Genomic DNA, 16395 nt, shown 5'->3' with positions numbered 1-16395 from the left:
CAGGGCCTGAACGGCTCAGGCGGTCCGGTCCGCCCGCCCAGGGCCTGAACGGCTCAGGCGGTCCGGGCCTCCGTGCCCACGGCCCGATCGGCTCAGGCGGTCCGGGCCTCCGTGCCCACGGCCCGATCGGCTCAGGCGGTCCGGGCCTCCGTGCCCACGGCCCGATCGGCTCAGGCGGTCCGGGCCTCCCTGCCCACGGCCCGATCGGCTCAGGCGGTCCGGCCCTCCCGTCCGGTCGGTCCGTCCGCAGGGGGCGGGCGCCTCAGTCGGTCCGCAGCAGTCCGTCGACCGCCCGCCCGAACATCCAGCGAGCCGTCCGGTGCAGCGGGCGGTCGGCCGCCCCGGGCAGCCATCGCACGCTCAGGTCCTCCCGCCACACCACCCGGGAGCCGGCGGCGGGGTGGTCCGGTGCCCGCACCGGGCCGGGCGCCCCCGGTTGCTCCCGGGGGGCCGGATGCACCTCGATCTCCGCCCATCCCGTCACGAAGGTGCCGAGCTTCACGAGCCGGCAGTGTCCCGGCCGCCCCTCCGCGGGCGGCTGCCAGGTGACGACCTCCATCGGATCGTCGAACGCCAAGGGGCCCACGCCCGACCGTGCCACGAACACCGTGCCCACCCGGGTCGGCGGCGGCGTGCGCACGGTGACGCGCGTCAGCGGTACGACGGCCGCGTGTCGCGGCCAGTCGGTCAGACGGCGCCAGCTCTCCTCGACGGAGAGCGGGGCCGAGCGTTCGAACACGAAGAGGACCACGGTGTGATCGTAGGCCCCGAACGGGAGATGAATTATTGCGCAACCACCCGAAATGGGGCGCCACCGCCCCTACCATTCCCTCAAGGGGACGCGCAGTGCCGCCGTCCCCAGGGGGAGTTGGTCACCATGCCGCTGAAGGCGTACGGCGTACTGATCACACGGGCGGTCGACACCCGCCGGGAGGGTTCCGTCGACACCCCGCACTACCAGATCCATCTGACGGACGATCAAGGCGTCCACTACCGTGCCGCCGTCAACGTGAAGTCGCAGGAGCGGCCGTCCGAGCTGCTCTACCTCGTCGACGACGACCTGCACCACCCGGTCACCGCCCGGCTGGAAGGCCTGCCCTCCGGCTGGAACGCGCTGCCGTCCGACCCCGGCGGCCCGAATCTCGACTTCGTCCGCGGCAACCTCTTCGACCCGGCGCGGATGCGCCCGCTGCCGCCCGACGCGCAGGGCCCCGACAACGACCTGGCGGACCTGCTCGACCACTACGTCAGGCGCGCGGTGGACGACCCGGCCGCCCGGGTGTACCTCTTCGGCGAACGGTTCGGTCCCGAGCCGGCCGTCAAGGACAAGATCTTCGGCTTCCTGCCCGGGAACGGCGTCCACGACATCCATATGAACCAGGGCAACAGCGCCCGCTTCCAGGACGACGACGGCGTCCGGCAGGACGGCGGACTGCTGATCCACTTCCCGGCCCAGTCGCGCTGGGTCGGTGTCTTCCTCGCCTTCCAGAGCCAGTCCTGGCACACGGACGACGTCACGGGGCACGCCGTCGTCCCGCCCGACGACTCCCGTCCGCAGGCCGACGACCGGCCGGTGCGCATCGTGGCGGCCCTCGTCAATCCCCGGGGCCCGGCCCCCGAGGCGGAGAACGTCACGCTGCTCAACGCCTCACCCGCGCCGGTGGACCTCGTCGGCTGGCGCATCGCCGACCGGCTCGGCCACACCTGCCCGCTGCCCGCCGGTCCGCTCGCCGCCGGCGCGACGCTCCTGGTCCCCGTGTCCGACGGGGTCCAACTGGGCAACGGCGGCGGCCAGATCACCCTCCTGGACGCCCAGGGCCTGAAGGTGCACGGCGTCTCGTACACGGCTCGGCAGGCGGGGCGCGAGGGGTGGACCGTGGTGTTCTGAGGGCCTTGCGGCCCGAGCTCTCAACCGGTCACCCGGGACGCTGAGTTCGTCGTCACGGAACGGCAAGAGCCGGACACCACGGATGTCACGGCGGCGGCGGAGACTCTTCGGCGAGCATCGGCGGTGAAGGGACCGGGTCGCCCGCACGGGGGCGTGCACGGCCCCGTCGCCGCCGAGTCGATCGCCCTGGGCCGGGTGCGCCGGACGTCGCGCCGCGGCTCGCCGACGTCATCCGACGGGGACGCACATGAGCGAGTACACGCCCCACACCGGCGACCTCGTCGTCGACGAGGCGACGGAGAGGGTCGGCCGGGTCGTCGACCACATCGGGCCGCACTGGCAGCTCAGGCCGCCCGGTGGCGGCCGGGAGTGGGACGCTCACGGTCCGCTCCGTCCCGCCACGTCCGCGGAGCGGCCGTCCGACGGCGTGAACCCGCCCCCGCATCCGGCAACTCCCGCTTACCCTTGACCAGTTGACGCACCGACCACATCAGGTCCGTGCGTCACTCGACCTGCCCGCCCGACATGGCCTGCCCGCTCCCCGGATCCTCCCCGTCCCCACCCAGGCTCGTCCGAGACACCGCACCTCGACCGGTGACCCCCACCCCGAGAGAGGAGCCCCCGTGCCGCAACAGCCCTATGCCATCGATCCCGCAGGCGCCGATCTCCACACGGAGGCGGACCGGCTGCGCGAGCGCGGCCCCGTCGCCCTCGTCGAACTCCCGGGCGGGATACGGGCCTGGGCCCCCACCCGGCACGCGGTCCTCAGGCAACTCCTGGCCGACGCGCGGGTGTCGAAGGATCCCGAGCAGCACTGGCCGGAATGGATCGACGGCAGGTACCGCGAGACATGGGTCAGTCTCTGGGTCGGCGTGACCAACATGTTCACGGCGTACGGGGCCGATCACCGCAGGCTGCGCAGGCTCGTCTCGCCGGCGTTCACCAAGCGGCGCACGGACGCGCTGAGGCCCCGCATCGAGGAGATCGCCGCCCGGCTCCTCGACCGCATGGCGGAGGCCCCCGAAGGGCGGGCCGAGCTCCGCTCCGCGTACGCGCACCCGCTGCCGATGGAGGTGATCTGCGAGCTGTTCGGTCTGCCCGAGGACCGGCGGGCCGACACGGCACGCCTCATCGAGGCCAACATGGACACCACGATCACCTCCGAACAGGCCATGGCCACCTACCGGGAAGTCCATGAACTGCTCGCCGGACTGGTCGCGTCGAAGCGCGAACGGCCCGGCGACGACATGACGACGGCCCTGATCGCCGCCCGCGACGAGGAGGGCTCGCAGCTCAGCGAGACCGAACTGATCGACACACTGCTCCTCGTCATCGGCGCGGGTCACGAGACGACCGTGAACCTGATCGGCAACGCGGTGCACGCGCTGCTCTCCCACCCCGAGCAGCTCGCTCGCGTCCTCGCCGCGGAGATCTCCTGGAACGAGGTCATCGAGGAGACCCTGCGCTGGGCCCCGTCGATCGCCAACCTTCCGCTCCGGTACGCAGTCGAGGACATCAAGCTCCCCGAGGGCGCGCTGATCCCGCGCGGCGACGCGATCCTGGCGACGTACGCGGCGGCCGGACGCGACCCGCTGCTGCACGGCGAGACCGCGGGCCGCTTCGACGTCACGCGCGCCGTCAAGGAGCACCTCGCCTTCGGCCACGGCGTGCACTACTGCGTCGGCGCCCCGCTCGCCCGCCTGGAGGCGGCCGTAGCACTCCCGGCACTCTTCGCGCGTTTCCCGGACCTGCGGCTCGACGAGTCGGCGGGACCGGCTCGCCTCGCCGAGTCGTTCATCGGCCACGGCCACCGGGTACTGCCGGTGCGCCTCGGCTGACCGCCGGCCGGGGGCGGGCGGGTACGCGGGCGCCCGCCGGAGCCCGTACGTGTTCGGCAGCGCTCGTACGTGACCGCTCGCGCTGACGAGCTCGTCGGCGCGTACGTGCTCGGCCGCGCGCGAGCTCGTCGGCGCATACGGACTCGTCGGCCCGTACACGTTCCTCAGGGCCGGTACACGGTGCCGGGCTCGGCCTTCCCCGGGGCCAGCAGCTGCGGCACCGTCACGAAGACGTACCCCCGCTTCTTGAGCGCGTCGATGATCCCGGGCACCGCGGGCACCGTGCCCGGGTAGAGGTCGTGCAGCAGGATGATCCCGTCCCGGGACGACTGCTGGAGGACGCGCTTCTCTATCAGCGCCGAGTCGTTCGTCTGGTAGTCCTTGGCGGTCACGCTCCACAGGACCTCGGCGAGCCCGAGTTCGCGGCTGATCCGGTGCACCGTGTCGTTCGTCCGTCCCTGCGGCGGACGCATCAGCGTCGGCTTGCGGCCGGTGAGCCGCTCTATCGCGTCGTTGGGCCGCTCCAGCTCCTCGCGTATCTGCTCCGACGAGATGCGCGTCAGGATCTTGTGGTCCCAGGTGTGGCTGGCCACCTCGTGACCCTCGTCGGCCATGCGTTTCACCAGCTCGGGGTACTTCTCGATGTGCCGCTTGCCGAGCAGGAAGAAGGTCGCCGGGACCTGCTTCTCCTTGAGGATGTCGAGCAGCCGGGCCGAGTGCTCGCTCGGTCCGGCGTCGAAGGTCAGTGCGATGCACTTGGCCTCGCGGCAGTCGACGGTTCCGAAGCGTGCCTGCACGTCGGTCGCGGCTCCCGCGCGGGCGGTGCTCGGTGCGGTGGTGTGCACGGTCGTGCACCCCGTCAGCGGAAGGGCCAGCGCGACGGCGGCGGAGATCGCCGCGGCCATACGGAACCTGGTCCCCGGTCTTTTCATCTTCCTGGGCAGAGAAGGCATGTCGCGACTATACATGCGGTGTATACACTCGATGTATAGCCATTTGTGCTGCGCCGATGTGTGCTCCGGTTCGCCTTCATGGGGCGCTGCGGGAGCGCTGTCGCAGGGCTTCGGCGGGGGTGCCGGTGAGGGCGTAACCGTCGGGCGGCGCCGCGCCGTTGGCCGCCGCCCCGTGCCCGGCCGTTCCCGCGCGGGCGTGAACCGTCGCCCCTTTGTGTGCCGTTCGCCACACCTCGTCCACGTGCCGCTCGCTCCTGGTGAACGGCTCCGCGCGGTGCGCTCTTTACGAATAAGTCATTGTCTGTAGAATTCTCTCTACCGAGAATTCCTGCACGCCGAGCGGCGGTGAGGCACGTGAACGTGACCGGCAAGGACAGTGCGCGCACGAGGTACGAGGTCGCCGTGATCGGCGGCGGCTTCGCGGGGTCCCTGCTCGCCGCGGTCCTCGCGCGCAACGGGGTGCGGACGCTCCTGGTCGAGGGCGAGGAGGCCCCGCGCTTCGCGGTGGGGGAGTCGATGGTCCCGTACACGGCGGCACTCGCCCGCGTGGTCGCCCGGCGCTACGGCGTGCCCGAGATCGAACACCTCACCAGCCTCGAAGGCGTCCGGCGCGAGGTCTCGTCCCGCTGCGGGGTGCTGCGCAACATGGGGTTCGTCCACCACCGCCCACACCTGCGCCAGCATCCGGGCGAGATCTACCAGGTGGTGAACCCCTCCGTTGTACCGCCCGTGCCCCACCTCTTCCGCGAGGACGTCGACGCCCATCTGCTGGGCGTCGCGCGGCGTCGCGGCGCGGACGTGCGCACCGGCCCCGGCGCACGCGTCGAGGGGATCCGGATCGACCCGGACACCGGGGTCAGCCTGCGCACCGCGGCCGGCGAGGAGCTCACCGCGGAGTACGTGGTCGACGCGGGAGGCCGGCACGGACCCGTGGCGCGGGAACCGGGGGTGCGGGAGGAACCGACCCGGGCGCGTGTTCACTCCCGCACGCTCTTCACCCACATGACGGGAGTGACCCCGTACGACGCGACCGTCGCCGGGCGGCTGCACGACCAGCCGAGCCCCTGGCACCAGGGCACCCTGCATCACGTCTTCGACGGAGGCTGGCTGTGGGTGATCCCCTTCGACAACCAGCCCCGGTCCACGAACAGCGTGTGCAGCGTCGGGCTCACCCTCGACGCCCGCAGGCACCCGGCCCACGGCCTCGCGCCGCAGGAGGAGTTCGACCGGCTGCTGGCCGGGTTCCCCGACCTGGCCGAGCAGTTCCGGCATGCCGAGCCCGCCCGGCCGTGGACCACGACGGGCCGACTGCAGTACTCCTCGAAGCATGTCGTCGGCGACCGCTACTGCCTCGCGTCCCACACCGCGGGTTTCGTCGACCCCCTCTACTCGCGCGGCCTCGCCCACAGCCTGGAGGTCGTCAACGCCCTGGGCCGTCGCCTGATCGACGCGGCGCACGACGGCGACTGGTCCACCGGGCGGTTCCAGTACGTCGAGGACCTCCAGCAGGCCCTGTTCGACGCGCACGACGACCTGGTGTACGCGTCGTTCGTCTCCTTCCGCGACTTCGAGCTCTTCAACGCCGTCGTCCGGACCTGGACGGTGAGCACCGTGCTCGGCGCACTCGCCGTGGAGAACGCCTGCGCCGCGTACGGCAGGAGTGGCGACGACGCCGTCTTCCGTGACCTGGAGCGGACCCGGCACCCCGGATCCCCGCTTCCCGGCAGCGCGCACTACAACTCCCTCGGTTCCTTGACCCGCACCCTGTGCGAGGAGGTCGAGGCCGGCACGCGCACGCCGAAGGCGGCGGCGGACGGGATCTTCGACGCCATCGGGCGGGCCGACTACCTCCCGCCGTCGCTCGGCCTGGCGGACCCGGCCGACCGGTTCTTCCACAACACCCCGGCGCGTATCGCGCGTGCCGCCCGCTGGGTGCGAACCGACGCGCCGGACGAGGTCGGCGCGCTGCTCAAGGGCGCCATGGGAGGGCTGATCCGGGAGCGGCTGCGCGGCGTGCGCCGTTCCGGGTGACCCGGCGGGTGCCTTCCGGGTCACGACCGGAAGGCACCTCCCGGGCCGCTCCGGCGGACCGGGCCGGAGCCGCGCCGTCGACGCGGACCGGCCGCTGTCCTGTCCCACCCGACGACAAGGAGACCGTACGTGAACGCAACGGGCACATCTGAGCTGGAGAGGGAGACGTACGACGTGGCGATCCTCGGATCGGGCGTCGCCGGCTCCCTCCTCGGCGCGATCCTGGCCCGGCACGGGACCAAGGTCCTTCTGCTGGACGCCGGTTCGCACCCCCGGTTCGCCATCGGCGAGTCGACGATCCCGTTCACCCTGGTGTCGCTGCGCACCCTCGCGGAGCGCTACGACGTCCCGGAGATCGCCGCGCTCGCCTCGTTCACCGACACCACCCGCACGATCGGGCCGCGCTTCGGCGTCAAACGGCACTTCGGGTTCCTGCTGCACCACGAAGGCGCGCCGCAGAACCCGCGCGAGGTCAACGAGTTCAACACCCCGCCCCAACTGCTGCACGAGGCGGCCCACCTGTTCCGCCAGGACACCGACTCCTATCTCTTCCAGGTGGCGGTCAAGTACGGGTGCAAGGCGCGCCAGAACTTCTTCGTCACCGACATCGACTTCGACGGCTCGGGCGTCACACTGGCCGGGCGCGACGGCGAGTACCGGGCGCGCTACCTGGTGGACGCCAGTGGCTTCCGTTCCCCGGTCGCCGACAAGTTCGGGCTGCGCGAGGACCCCTGCCGGTTCAGGCACCACTCCCGCTCGATCTGGAACCACGTGGTCGACCTGACCCCCACCGACCGGCTCTTCGACCACCTCCCGGACGGCCAGCGGCCGCCGGTGCCCTGGTACGAGGGCACCGTGCACCACATGTTCGACCGCGGCTGGGCCTGGGTGATCGGCTTCAACAACAACAAGTGGTCCAAGAACCCGCTGTGCAGCGTCGGCATGACCGTCGACCCGCGGTGCTTCCCCAAACCCGACGGGGTGAGCCCCGAGGAGGACTTCGCCCGGCTCGCCGCGCCCTTCCCGGACGTCGTCCGGCAGTTCGAGGGCATGAAGGCGGTGCGGGAATGGACCTCCACGGGGCGCCTGCAGTACTCCTCGAAGCAGACCGCGGGCGACCGCTGGTTCCTGCTCTCGCACGCCGCCGGATTCCTCGACCCGCTCTTCTCACGCGGTCTGTCCAACACGACCGAGGCCCTGAACGTGCTGGCCTGGCGACTGCTGCGGGCCGTCCGGGACGACGACCTCTCCGGCGAGCGGTTCGCCGCGGTCGACCGGCTCCAGCAGTCGCTGTTCGACTACAACGACTCGCTCGTGAACTCGGCCTTCATCTCCTGGTGCGACTACGACCTGTGGAGCGCGGTCTTCAGGATCTGGGCGTGGGGCGCCAACGCGGGCGTGTACCGGATGCAGAGCGCGCTCACCAAGTTCCGCAAGGACGGCCGGGACCGGCACTTCGTGGACCTGGAGGACGTCCCGTACCCCGGGCTGTACTGGCCCGACCACGACGGCTTCGCCGAGTTGTACGAGACGATGGTGAAGCAGTGCGAGGCCGTGGAGGCCGGCTCCGTGACCGCCGAGGACGCCGCCGACCTCCTGTACGAGCGACTGCTGGCCGCCGACTTCGTGCCCAAGCACTTCGGGTACGCCGAGCGCGAGGTGCGCTTCCTGAACCCGCGGCCCAAGACCCTGCTGAAGATGCTGCGCTGGGCGGCCACCGACGCCGACCCCGTCGTCCGCCGGCTGGTCATGGAGAACGGTCGCGAGGCCGTCAAGGCGAGGCTGAAGGGGAGCAAGCTGTTCTGACGCCGCACAGGTGCCGACGAGCCGTCAGGGTCCGTTGTGGCGCGAGGGTTTGCCGTCGAAGTCAACGTGTGTAGAATTCAATGCGTACGGAATTGGCGTGCCCCACAGGGAACCCGTTCCGGAACCCATCGTTGGCAATGGCGCTGAACGAGAGGTGCGCGGTGATGTCGGAGATCCTGACGTGGCGTGGACGGCACGGGACGGTGCGACCGTGACGGGCCGGATCCTCCCGCCGCGCGGCCCCGCCCGCACCCTCACCGCAATCACCCTGGTGCACACCATGGGCCAGGGTCTGTGGATGGCGCTCAACGCCGTCTACGCGACAGCCGTACTCGGGCTGTCCCCGGGCCGGTTCGGGCTCGGCGCCGGGGCCGCCGCCGCGGTGGCCCTGGCGCTGAGCACCCCCACCGGACATCTCGCCGACCGGGTCGGACCGCGCACCGTGCAGATCTGGTCCTTCCTGGCCCTCGGGCCGCTGACCGCCGCCCTCCTGTTCGTCGACGGGTTCGGCGCCTACGTGACCGTGCTGTCCGTGCAGGCGGTGGCCTACAGCGCCAGCCGGAGCGCCCGCATGGCCATGATGGCCGGGCTGGTGCCGGCCGCGGAACGGGTCACCCTCCGCGCGCAATTACGCGCCGCCGCCAACATCAGCGTCTCCGTCGGTGCGGGAATCGCGGGCGCCCTGCTCGCCGTCGGCACCCCGACGGCGTACCGCGGAGCGGTCGTCCTCAACGCCCTCACCTACTTCGGTACCGGCCTGCTCACCCTGCTCCTGCCGACCGTGCCGCCGCAGCCCGCGCGGCCGGGACCGGCACTCGTCGTCCTGCGCGATGGCCCCTACCTGGCGTTCGTCGTCCTCGACGGCCTGCTCTCCATGCACAACCTCCTCCTGGACGTCGTCCTCCCGCTCTGGGTCCTGCACCACACCCACGCGCCGCGCTGGATGATCGCGGTCGTCCTGCTCACCAACACGATCTCCGTGGTGCTGCTCCAGGTCAGAGCCGCCCGCGGCACCGACGACCCGGCGGGCGCCGCACGTGCCTCGCGCGCCGGGTCCTGGTGCCTGGGAGCCGCCTGTCTGGTCTTCGCGCTGACCGAGGGCGCCCCCGCACTCCTCGCCTCGGCCCTGCTGGTCCTCGGCGCGCTCGTCCACGTCCTCGGCGAGGTCAGGCAGTCGGCGGGCAGCTGGGGCATCTCCTTCGGGCTCGCCCCGGACGACGCCCAGGGCCAGTACCAGGGCACCTACGCGATGGGCGCCGACATCGGCAAGATGGCCGCGCCCGCCCTGCTGACCTGGCTCGCCGTCGAGCACGGCACCGTGGGCTGGGTGGCGATGGCGGCCGGCTTCGCCGCGCTCGGCTCCGTCATGCCGGCAGTGGTGGCGCTGGCCCGGCGGCGCAGCAAGGAGCGCCCCGCCCCGGCCATGGCGTGAACGCCCCCCGTCGTACGCCCCGCCGGGCGCCCGGAGCCCCGGGCCGTGCGCCACGCCACGCCCGGCTCCCCTCCACTGAAGTCTTTCCCCCCCGGACGATCGTTCGAGCCGGTCGCCGCCCGTTCCGTGCCGGTACGTGCCCCGGTGCCGAGTGCGCGCCGCGCCCTGCACCGGAGGCGGTACGCGCGAGCGCAGGGGGCGGTGCGACACGCGGCCCGGCGCCCCGCGGCGCGCGTGCCGGCCGCTCCCGGAAGCCGTCCCCACCCCACAAGTCCCGCAAGAAGACGAGGAGTTCAGCCCGTGGATGACATGACCGTCGCAACCGGGCGCCCGGCTCGGCGGCCGGAGTCCGCCGCCGACGCCGCACCGCCCGCCCTCCGGCTGCCCGTCGCCCGCGGCGACCGGGGCACCGGCGCCCCCCGAGCCGCGCACTCCTGGTCCTCGGCCGCCCGTACGCCCTCGGACGCCGGCACGGGCGCCGCCGCACTGCCCCTGGCCGCGTTCGCGGCCCTGCTGCACCGCTACAGCGGGCAGGGCGACCTCGCACTCGGCCTGGCGGGGGCACCCGGCCGTGTCGTGACACTGCGGTCGAGGGCCGGGGCGGACACCGGCCTCGCGGACCTGGCGGCGTCGCTCGCGCAGCAGTGCCACGCGGCGCCCCCGACGGCCCGGCCGGCGCACGGCACCTCCGGACGCGGAGACGAGGGTCCGCGCACGGCCGCCGCGGGGCGACCGGCTCCCCACCGCGTCGACAGCCTCGGCGGCGGGCTGCGCGCCGGCATCCTCGACGGCACGGCGGACGACACGGGTGACAGTCGACAACACCGTCTGCCCGAGGCCGAGTTCGACCTGCTGCTCGAACTCGGCACGGACGGCAGCCGCACCCTGCACTACGACACCGCACTCTTCACGCCCGCGGTCGTGGCGCGCGTCGCCGCCAACCACGAGGCACTGCTGCTCGACGGCGTCCGCCGCCCCCGTACCCCGGTCCACGCACTGCGCCTGTCCGAGCGGGAGACCCGCTTCCTGCTGGACGAGGTCAACGCCACCGCCCGCCCCTACCCCGACGACAGCCCCCTGCACACCCACGTCGAGGCGCAGGCGGCCCGCACCCCCGACGCGCCCGCCGTCGAGTGGCGCGGCACCGTCCTCACGTACCGCGAACTCGACACCACGGCCAACCGGATCGCCCGCGCCCTGCTCGCCCACGGCCTCGCCCCCGGCGCGCGCGTCGGCGTCTCGACCGCCCGCTCCCACCGCACCGTGTGTCTGCTGCTGGCCCTGCACAAGGCCGGCTGCGCGTACGTGCCGCTCGACCCCGCGTATCCCGCGGACCGGCTCGCCGCCATCGCCGGCACCGCCGGGATGGCCGCCGTGATCCACGACGACCCCGCGGCAGGGGAGCGGATCGGCGCGGTCGTCGCCACCGTCCTGCCGTGGGACGAGCTGTGGGAGAAGTCCCGGGGCGAGCGCCCCGACCCCCCGGACGTCGCCGTGGTCGCCGCTGCCGCGACCCATCTGATCCACACCTCCGGATCGACCGGCCGGCCCAAGGGCGTGGTCATCAGCCACCGCAACGTGATGGCCCTGCTGGCCTGGGCGTGGGACACGTACACACGGCAGGACGTCGACCGCGTGCTCTTCGCGACCTCGCTCAACTTCGACCTGTCGGTGTTCGAACTGTGGTGCCCGCTCACCATGGGCGGCTGTGTGGTGGTCGCCGACAACGTGCTCGCGCTGACCGAGGACGACACCCTGCGGCCCACCCTCGTCAACACCGTGCCCAGCGCCCTCAACGTGCTCCTCCAGCGGGCCGCCGTCCCGCCGTGCACCACCGTCCTCAACGTCGCGGGCGAACCACTCTCCAGGGAACTCGTCGACGCCGCCTTCGAGCACACCTCCGTGCGACGGCTGCTCAACCTGTACGGGCCCTCCGAGGACACCACGTACTCGACATGGAAGTCCTTCACCGGCCCGGTCCGCGAACAGCCCACCATCGGTGTGCCGCTGCCCAACACCGTCGCGTACGTGCTCGACCCGGAGGGCGGCCTCGTGCCCCGCGGCGCCATCGGCGAACTCCACCTGGGCGGCGCCGGGTTGTCCTCCGGATACCTCGACGACCCGGAACGCACCGCGGCGGCCTTCGTGCCCACCCCCGCCCACCTGGCCGGAGCACCCGTCCGCACCCTGTACCGCACCGGCGACCTGGTCCGCTGGACCGAGGCCGGCGAACTGCGCTTCATGGGCCGCGCGGACACCCAGGTCAAGGTGCGCGGCTTCCGCATCGAACTCGGCGAGATCGAAGCCGTACTGCGCCAGGCCGTCGGCCTGCGCGACGTGGCCGCCCTCGCGGTCCGGCGCGGCGACGACACCCTCCTCGTCTGCTACGCCGGCGTTGAGGGCGATCCCGTCACCGTCGACGACATGTCCGCCCTGCTGCGCCGGAAGCTGCCGCACTACATGCAGCCCGCGAAGATCGTGGTCGAGGACCGGCTGCCCCGGCTGCCCAACGGCAAGGTCGACCGCAAGGCCCTCGCCGCCCGCACCGTCGACTGGGGCCCCGCGCGCGACACCGCGCACACGGGCGACGGCGACACGGCCCGCGACCCCGAGGAGGCCGCCGTCGCCCGGGTGTGGGGCGACCTGCTCGGCCTCTCCACGCTCGCCCCGGACCTCGACTTCTTCACCGTCGGCGGGCACTCCCTGCTCGCCACGCTCCTCGCCGCCCGCCTGAGCGACGAGAGCACGGCCGTGATCCGTGTCGCCGACATCCACGAGAACCGCACCCTCGGGGCCCAGGCCGAACTGCTGCGCCGGGCCCGGGTACGCACCCCCGAGGCGCCTACCGCCACCGGCACCGCCGAGCGCCTGCGCGCCGTCGCCCACACCCTGCACGAATCCGCCCGGGGCCACGGCATCCCCGCCGCCGCGGCGGCCGTCTACGCCGACGGGGCACTTCAGTTCACCTACCACGGCACGGACGACACCGAGAGCGGACCCGCCCGCACGGCCGCCTCCCGCCAGCGCGTCACCTGCGTCACCAAGGCACTCCTCGCCTTCGTCGCACTCCGCCTCGTCGACCGGGGACTCGTCGGCCTCGACGAACCGCTCGACGGACGGCTGCCCCGCGCCTGCGCCCGCCGCGACGGCCGCACCGTGCCACTGACACTCCGTCATCTGCTGTCCCACACCAGCGGGATCGACGACTCCTACGAGGTCTGGCACGACACCCGGCTGCCGGACCTCGACACCTACCTGGCCGGCTTCCGCGCCTACGGGCAGCTCTTCGAACCCGGCAGCGTCTTCGCGTACTCCGCCTGCGGCACCTCCATCGTCGCCGGTCTCATCGAGAACCTCCTCGGCATCCCCTGGCGACGCGCCCTCAACGACCTCCTGCTCACCCCCCTCGGCATCACACCGGTCCCGGAGAGCGGGACGGCCGAGTCCCACTACGGCACCGTGGCCACCGGATACCTGTGGAACGAGACGGACCGGCGCTACGTACGACACGAACCGGGGCCGCAGACCATCGCCGACGACGCCGCCGGATCCTTCTCGGTCTGCCTCACCCTCCCCGAACTCGCACGCATCGCCCTGCTCGCGCTGCGCGACGGCGTCACCGAGAGCGGCGAGCGCCTGCTGTCCGCCGAACTCGCCACCCAGATGCGCACCCCGCAGGTCGACGTGCCCGGCCACCACTTCATGCACGCCTGGGGCCTCGGCTGGCTGATGTTCGGGCCCAGCGCCTTCGGCTTCAACTCCAACGGCAGCGGCCACCACAACTTCATCCAGATCTTCCCCGAGAACCAGTCCTTCCTCCTGCTCCTCACCAACGCCTACCCCGCCTTCGGACTGTACGAGGACCTCCTGCGCGCCTTCACCGGCGAGGGACTCGTCCGCACCGGACGCACCTTCGCAACACCCCTCGACGACTGCGTCGGCGTCTACTCCTCCGACGGCTACCGGCTCGACGTCCTGCCCGGCCCCGAACGCCTCCGTTACGCCTACTCCGAGCGCCGGCGCGACGGCGACTGGCAACTCCTCGACGAGGGCGACCTCGTCTCCTCCGGCGCCGGCGGCTTCACCTCCATGTCCGAGCGGAACATCCTCGCCGGCTCCATCTCCTTCGTCCCCACGCCCGGAACGGACACCCCGGGCTACGTACGCATAGGCCAGCGATTCACAAGGAAGGTCCGATGACAGACCCAGCCAGTGGGCACCCGGCCGTCGCGCACCCCACCGGTGCGCGCACCGCGCGCGGAGCCCGACACGTGGTGTTCGTGACGTGGAAGACCGGCAACGCCCCCGCCTTCCGGGCGGCCGCGCGGCTCGGCCACGAGGTGACGCTCGTCCGGTCGCTGCGCATGGAACGCGCCCAGCACATCGACTTCACCACCTCGACCTACCGGCGGGACGTCGACACGGTGCACGTCCTCGACGACGCGACCGACGAGGCGTCCCTGCGGGCCTGCCTCCACGCCATCCACCGGCAGCGGCCGATCGACGCCTTCGTGGCCACCGTCGACGCCCTCGTCGTGCCGGTCGCCCGCATCGCCGAGGAGCTCGGCGTCCCGTTCACCAGCGCGGACGGCGCCGCCACGGCCAAGCTCAAGCACCGCTGCCGCGAGGTCCTCGCCGCGGCCGGCGTCGACGACACCCGGCACGCCGTCGTCACCGACCACGCCACGGCCGCCGCGTTCGCCGCCGGGACCGGCTATCCCGTCGTCCTCAAACCGGCGAGGGGCTCGGCCAGCGAAGGAGCGCACATCGTCCCCGACGCGGACCGCATGCGGGAACTGTGGCGGACCATACGGCCGGGCCGAGCGCCCTACCAGGACGGCGTGCTCGTCGAGCAGTACCTGACCGGACGGTTCCTGTCCGCCGAACTGGGCCTGTCCCACGGACGTTTCCTGCGGCTCGCCGTCAGCGAGCGCAAGACCTGGCACCGGCACGAGGCGCTGGAGGTCGGCACCACGATCCCCGCCGCCATCGACGCCGACACGTACGAGCGGGTCATGGCCTTCGCGGAGTCCGTGGTCTCGGCCGTGGGGCTGCGCCTCGGCATCTTCCACGTGGAGATCATGCTGGCGGACGACGGACGGCCCCGGCTCATCGAACTCAACCCCCGCCTGATGGGCTCCTGTCTGCCGAACCTGTTCCAGCTGGCGGGCGGCGGCGACCCGTTCGAGCTCCTGGTGCGCGTCCACCTCGACGAGGAGGTGGAGACCGGCGACATCTCCTTCGACCGCTACGCGACGGTCCGCTGGTTCGGCGCCGCCGACCCCGTGCCCAGGCCCGCCGACCCGCCGACCCTCGACTGGGCCGCCGAGTACGGCGACGCCCTGCACGCGCTGACCGTGAACCTCCCGGACGCCGAGGTCCTCGCACCCTGCCGGGGCAACCTCGGCAACTTCGGCGAGGTGCAGGTCGTGCATCCCGACCACGCGACCTCCATCGGGGTCGCCGAGGAGATCGTCGCCAGGGCGGCGGCCCAGCTCGGCATCGAGGTGACGCGATGAACGCCACGAACGTCCTGTTCGCCCAGACCCGCGCCCAGCTCGACCGGCTGGGCCTGCCCGACCGCGACACCACGCCCGCCGAGGAGTCGGCCCGCACCTTCGAGGACGGGTGCCACTTCCGGATCGAGGTCCCCACCGTCAACTCCGTGCAGGCGGCCGAGACCCTCCTCGCGGAGAGCCGCCGACGGGGCCTGACCGTCAACCGCGTCACCGAGACCCGCGGCATGTACCGGCACACCGCCGGCGAACTGCGCGCCTACGCACAACTGGGGGAGGAGTACGGCGCCCAGATCCTGATGTCGGTCGGCCCCCGGGCCCCGTACGACATCGGAGCGGGCGTCCAGACGCCCGAGGGCGCCCGCATCGGCTACCGGCTGCGCGGCCAGGAGCAGGTCGTGCGCGCCGTCGAGGACGTGAAACGGGGCATCGAGGCCGGGATCCGCGGCTTCGTCGTCTACGACGAGGGCCTGCTGTGGGTGCTGCACCGGCTGCGCACCGCGGGCGAACTGCCGGCCGGGATCCATCTGAAGGTCTCCGCGCACTGCGGACACGGCAACCCCGGTTCCGCGCAGATGCTGGAGATGCTCGGCGCCAACAGCTTCAACCCGGTGCGCGACCTTCCGCTGCCGATGATCGCCGCGATCCGCGCGGCCGTGTCGATCCCGCTGGACTGCCACGTCGACAATCCGCGCCTGTCCGGCGGCTTCGTCCGCACCTACGAGGCACCCGAGTTCGTGCGCGTCGCCGCGCCCGTCCACCTCAAGACCGGCAACAGCGCGCTGGAGGGACACGGCGTCACCCCCACGCCCTGCCAGCTGGAGGACATCCTGCGGCAGATCGAGATCGTCACCGAGTTCCTGGACCGTCATCTGCCGACGGCCCGCCAGACACCGGCCGGGCGCCGTCACGCACCCGTCGCCGGCTGACC

Annotated in this window: 11 protein-coding genes; 9 read left to right on the top strand and 2 right to left on the bottom strand. The window is 72.5% G+C overall.

Features of this window, described 5'->3' with window-relative positions:
* Positions 1 to 262 precede the first annotated feature (262 nt).
* Positions 263 to 751 (bottom strand): SRPBCC family protein, encoded by a 489-nt coding sequence (locus ABEB03_RS38815; protein WP_345657655.1) that lies wholly within the window; start codon positions 749 to 751, stop codon positions 263 to 265.
* 126 nt (positions 752 to 877) lie between these two features.
* Between ABEB03_RS38815 and ABEB03_RS38810 the strand changes: the two genes are divergently transcribed.
* The 3 genes from ABEB03_RS38810 (at position 878) to ABEB03_RS38800 (ending at position 3726) form a co-directional block, all read left to right on the top strand.
* Complete coding sequence (locus tag ABEB03_RS38810) at positions 878 to 1888, top strand: DUF2278 family protein (protein WP_345657654.1); 1011 nt, start codon at positions 878 to 880, stop codon at positions 1886 to 1888.
* A 247-nt stretch (positions 1889 to 2135) separates the two neighbouring features.
* On the top strand, positions 2136 to 2357 hold the full coding sequence (locus ABEB03_RS38805) for an H/ACA ribonucleoprotein complex subunit GAR1/NAF1 (protein WP_345657653.1): 222 nt from the start codon (positions 2136 to 2138) through the stop codon (positions 2355 to 2357).
* Between the two features lie 154 nt (positions 2358 to 2511).
* Positions 2512 to 3726: a cytochrome P450 family protein gene (locus ABEB03_RS38800; protein WP_345657652.1), complete on the top strand. Its 1215-nt coding sequence runs from the start codon at positions 2512 to 2514 to the stop codon at positions 3724 to 3726.
* A 164-nt stretch (positions 3727 to 3890) separates the two neighbouring features.
* On the opposite strand, the gene ABEB03_RS38795 is transcribed toward ABEB03_RS38800, so the two are convergent.
* The gene (locus ABEB03_RS38795; protein WP_345657737.1) at positions 3891 to 4658 is read right to left on the bottom strand and encodes a polysaccharide deacetylase family protein; all 768 of its coding nucleotides are present in this window, start codon (positions 4656 to 4658) and stop codon (positions 3891 to 3893) included.
* A 381-nt stretch (positions 4659 to 5039) separates the two neighbouring features.
* Here ABEB03_RS38795 and ABEB03_RS38790 point away from each other — a divergent pair, with 381 nt between their 5' ends.
* The 6 genes from ABEB03_RS38790 to ABEB03_RS38765 all read left to right on the top strand — a co-directional run bounded on the left by ABEB03_RS38790 (position 5040) and on the right by ABEB03_RS38765 (position 16393).
* A complete protein-coding gene (locus ABEB03_RS38790) occupies positions 5040 to 6710 on the top strand; it encodes an NAD(P)/FAD-dependent oxidoreductase (RefSeq protein WP_345657651.1) in 1671 nt (556 codons plus the stop codon).
* A gap of 129 nt (positions 6711 to 6839) precedes the next feature.
* Positions 6840 to 8516 (top strand): NAD(P)/FAD-dependent oxidoreductase, encoded by a 1677-nt coding sequence (locus ABEB03_RS38785; RefSeq protein WP_345657650.1) that lies wholly within the window; start codon positions 6840 to 6842, stop codon positions 8514 to 8516.
* 211 nt (positions 8517 to 8727) lie between these two features.
* Positions 8728 to 9948 carry an MFS transporter gene (locus ABEB03_RS38780; protein WP_345657649.1) on the top strand — a complete coding sequence of 407 codons (1221 nt, stop codon included), beginning with the start codon at positions 8728 to 8730 and terminating at the stop codon, positions 9946 to 9948.
* 309 nt (positions 9949 to 10257) lie between these two features.
* Positions 10258 to 14148, top strand: a complete 3891-nt coding sequence (locus ABEB03_RS38775) for a non-ribosomal peptide synthetase (protein ID WP_345657736.1) — start codon at positions 10258 to 10260, stop codon at positions 14146 to 14148.
* Positions 14145 to 15467 carry an ATP-grasp domain-containing protein gene (locus ABEB03_RS38770; protein ID WP_345657648.1) on the top strand — a complete coding sequence of 441 codons (1323 nt, stop codon included), beginning with the start codon at positions 14145 to 14147 and terminating at the stop codon, positions 15465 to 15467. Before ABEB03_RS38775 ends, ABEB03_RS38770 begins: the two co-directional genes overlap by 4 nt.
* Entirely contained in the window at positions 15464 to 16393 is a 930-nt protein-coding gene (locus ABEB03_RS38765; RefSeq protein ID WP_345657647.1) for a peptidase, read from the top strand. The genes ABEB03_RS38770 and ABEB03_RS38765 overlap by 4 nt, the downstream gene beginning before the upstream one ends.
* The last annotated feature ends 2 nt before the right edge of the window (positions 16394 to 16395 follow it).

It is taken from the genome of Streptomyces siamensis, assembly GCF_039543605.1.
Taxonomy (GTDB): Bacteria; Actinomycetota; Actinomycetes; order Streptomycetales; family Streptomycetaceae; genus Streptomyces; species Streptomyces siamensis.
The sequence above is the reverse complement of the archived record's forward strand: the minus strand, read 5'-3'. Positions and strand labels throughout refer to the sequence as shown.

What these genes read in the sequence shown, in the direction of transcription:
- ABEB03_RS38810 (WP_345657654.1), top strand. Translation starts at nt 878, where the DNA reads ATGCCGCTGAAGGCGTACGGCGTACTGATCACACGGGCGGTCGACACC.
- ABEB03_RS38805 (WP_345657653.1), top strand. Translation starts at nt 2,136, where the DNA reads ATGAGCGAGTACACGCCCCACACCGGCGACCTCGTCGTCGACGAGGCG.
- ABEB03_RS38795 (WP_345657737.1), bottom strand. Translation starts at nt 4,658, where the DNA reads ATGAAAAGACCGGGGACCAGGTTCCGTATGGCCGCGGCGATCTCCGCC.
- ABEB03_RS38775 (WP_345657736.1), top strand. Translation starts at nt 10,258, where the DNA reads ATGACCGTCGCAACCGGGCGCCCGGCTCGGCGGCCGGAGTCCGCCGCC.
- ABEB03_RS38770 (WP_345657648.1), top strand. Translation starts at nt 14,145, where the DNA reads ATGACAGACCCAGCCAGTGGGCACCCGGCCGTCGCGCACCCCACCGGT.
- ABEB03_RS38765 (WP_345657647.1), top strand. Translation starts at nt 15,464, where the DNA reads ATGAACGCCACGAACGTCCTGTTCGCCCAGACCCGCGCCCAGCTCGAC.